General features: G+C 58.8%; 5 protein-coding genes. All 5 read right to left on the minus strand.

All coding sequences use genetic code 11. The features are described from left to right. The coding region (locus ABL922_RS14470) for a single-stranded DNA-binding protein (protein ID WP_349024913.1) at nucleotides 1-233 on the minus strand (233 nt) is incomplete at its 3' end. A gap of 245 nt (nucleotides 234-478) precedes the next feature. Further along, complete coding sequence (locus ABL922_RS14475) at nucleotides 479-1,531, minus strand: DUF977 family protein (protein ID WP_349024914.1); 1,053 nt, start codon at nucleotides 1,529-1,531, stop codon at nucleotides 479-481. 122 nt (nucleotides 1,532-1,653) lie between these two features. Beyond that, on the minus strand, nucleotides 1,654-1,848 hold the full coding sequence (locus ABL922_RS14480; protein ID WP_349024915.1) for a hypothetical protein: 195 nt from the start codon (nucleotides 1,846-1,848) through the stop codon (nucleotides 1,654-1,656). A 14-nt stretch (nucleotides 1,849-1,862) separates the two neighbouring features. Next, nucleotides 1,863-2,255, minus strand: coding sequence for a DUF3768 domain-containing protein (locus tag ABL922_RS14485; protein WP_349024916.1), 393 nt, complete (start codon nucleotides 2,253-2,255; stop codon nucleotides 1,863-1,865). Beyond that, nucleotides 2,252-2,440: a hypothetical protein gene (locus ABL922_RS14490; protein WP_349024917.1), complete on the minus strand. Its 189-nt coding sequence runs from the start codon at nucleotides 2,438-2,440 to the stop codon at nucleotides 2,252-2,254. The genes ABL922_RS14485 and ABL922_RS14490 overlap by 4 nt, the downstream gene beginning before the upstream one ends. Between the last annotated feature and the right edge of the window lie 154 nt (nucleotides 2,441-2,594).

Raw genomic sequence — 2,594 nt, forward strand, 5'->3', positions numbered from 1 at the left:
TAGCTCGACTGGCGTACGCGTCCGGTAACGCGGACAAGATCGCCGGTGTCGGCTTTGGCGAGACGGTCGCGCAGCTTGCCAAAAATGGTGACGCGGTTCCAGTGCGGGTGGGTCTTCCATTCGTCACCATCACGGCGGTTGTAGTTGGCGGCAACCGAGATGTGTGTGACTTCCTTGGCGGCGTCGATCTTGCCGATGCGCCCGATGATGTGAAATTCTGCGATATTCTGCATGGTCTTTCTCCTGATTGTGTCAGGGCCTGCCCTGACGGACATGACAGGGCCGCGCGCCGCCCGCGCGCAAGCCAAAAAACGGAGGCTCCATTTATGGAAACCGTAGGCGTGCACGCCGGTTTTTTGCTTGCGCGCACAAGGGCGGCGCAAAGCGGCCAAACGTCCGTCAATAGAGGGCAGACCCAGCGTTCTGGAGACCATCCGGTCGAATTTGAATTCACGCTATCGTCGGGAGATTCATGTCGTCAGACGCGGCTATACCATGTCGCCTTGCCGCTGCCATGCTGGACAAGGTGATTGGCTAAGACTAGCATCTGCAAATGCTTCTTCACCGTGTTGCGGTTTGCGCCAGTTACATCAACCACCTGACCATTGGTGATGCGCCCATGCGCTTTTGCAAGGTCAAGTATCTGCACCGAGAGTTCGGGCATACGCTCGACCATTAACCGCTCGCGCGCAATCTTCGCCTCCAGGCGCGCCTTTTGCTGCCGGAGTGATTGAAGGAAATAGATGATCCACGGCTCCCATGCGGGCGCGTCGCTGCGGATTGTGCCCTGCGTTCGGCGCAGCCCGAGATAATAGCCTTCCTTGCTCGCCTCGATCACACTTTCGAGCGAGGAATACGGCACATAGGCATAGCCACTGCGCAGCAGGAGCAAGGTGGTCAGCACCCGCGACAAGCGGCCATTGCCATCCTGAAAGGGATGGATTTCGAGAAAGACAACGATGAAGATCGCGGTGACGAGAAGCGGGTGAAGTTGCTTGCCGTCCAGCGTTTCATTCACCCATGCGACCAGCTCCGCCATCAATCGCGGCGTGTCGAACGGCGTAGCCGTCTCGAACACGACGCCAATTTCTTTGCCATCAGCATCGAAGGCACTGACATGATTGGTGTTTGTCTTGTAGCTACCGCGATGCCGTGCGTCCTTGCTGCTGTGCGCCAACAAATCGCGGTGCAGCTGCTTGATATGATTCTCGGTCGGCGCAATCGCGTCGAACGACGCAAATACGGTTTCCATCACTTCGGCGTAACCCGCGACTTCCTGCTCATCGCGGGTATCGAAGTGACGGACTTCGATGTTGGACAGCAGCCGCTCAACATCACTGTCAGACAGCTTGCTCCCCTCAATTCGTGTCGAAGAGCCAATGCTCTCAATCGTCGCCACGCGCCGCAAGGCCGACAGCCGATCTGGCGCAAGCGTCCCCAATGCGCGCCAAGCGCCTTTGAACTCGTCGATCTCGGCGATCAAAGAGAGCATTTGCGGGGTGATAACCAGCAGGGCGGTATTGATGAGCATATCCACATTCATACCCATAAATATCCATAAATGCAACAATATCCGCAAATCGACCCATAAATATCCATAACGCTTCGCAATCCGGCGCGGTGGTGAAAAGCCGCCGCGCCAAACTTCCCGATTCAAAACATCTCCAACTGATCCCGCATCGGGTCCCAGAAGCCGATATCGAGCGGCTTCTGCGCGCGGCGCGGTTGCATCGGCAGCTGTGCCTGCCAGTTCAACCGCTCGCCAAGGCTGACCGGCCTGACACCGGGCATGATGATCTGGGCCGGATCGGCGCCTTCAAGGCGCACAGCAACTTTGCGCTTGGCCATGGCTACGCCCTGCCTCAATATTCACTGGCAAGCATGATCGTGAGCACCCGGCGCGTGACCGCTGGATTGGCCGGGTCTTCGCTGCCAAAACACAAGTCGCGATCATAGGCATCGATCTTCCAGAATATGGTCTCAACGGGCTTGGTCGGTCGCGTGGTCGTCCAGCGCCCATCGCAATCCTGATAGATCGCGCCAAAGTCGCGCTCGCCATTGGGATCGTTGTCAGCCGTGAACGCATCAAACGTCTCGACCAATTCGCGAACCCGCGATTGATCCGCGACCGGCAAGGCCCGAAAGCCCTCGGTCGCCACTGCAACACAGGCCAACCCCATCGCCTGCCGCGCCCGATCATTGAGGCGGGCAATCTGCGCGGCGCGTTCGCGGCCCTCAACCGCAACACGGGTCATTGCAAGCCTCCGGCGCGTTCCTCGCAGATGTGACGTAACAGCCTAAAATCTTCACGCTCGCCCAAACGGTCGGCAAGCCGCTTCACGCACTCGAAGCGCAAGCCGTTCTCATTCGCCACTTCTCGCAAATAGTCCTCGCGCGTTTCGGCTCCGCAGGCCCGATATTGCAACAGCACATCATCCATGATCCCAACTCCTTCCCAGCAAAGCCGCATTCGACATGCGACATGCGGCCTGCCCTCCGGCGAGGATGGGAGGGGGAGGGAAAACCGGAATCGATGCCCTGGCGCGGGCCAGCGGGCACAGCCCGCCACACGGGGGTGTCTATTTCCGGTTTCG

The sequence above is a fragment of the Sphingorhabdus sp. genome, from assembly GCF_040079335.1.
Lineage (GTDB): Bacteria > Pseudomonadota > Alphaproteobacteria > Sphingomonadales > Sphingomonadaceae > Sphingorhabdus_B.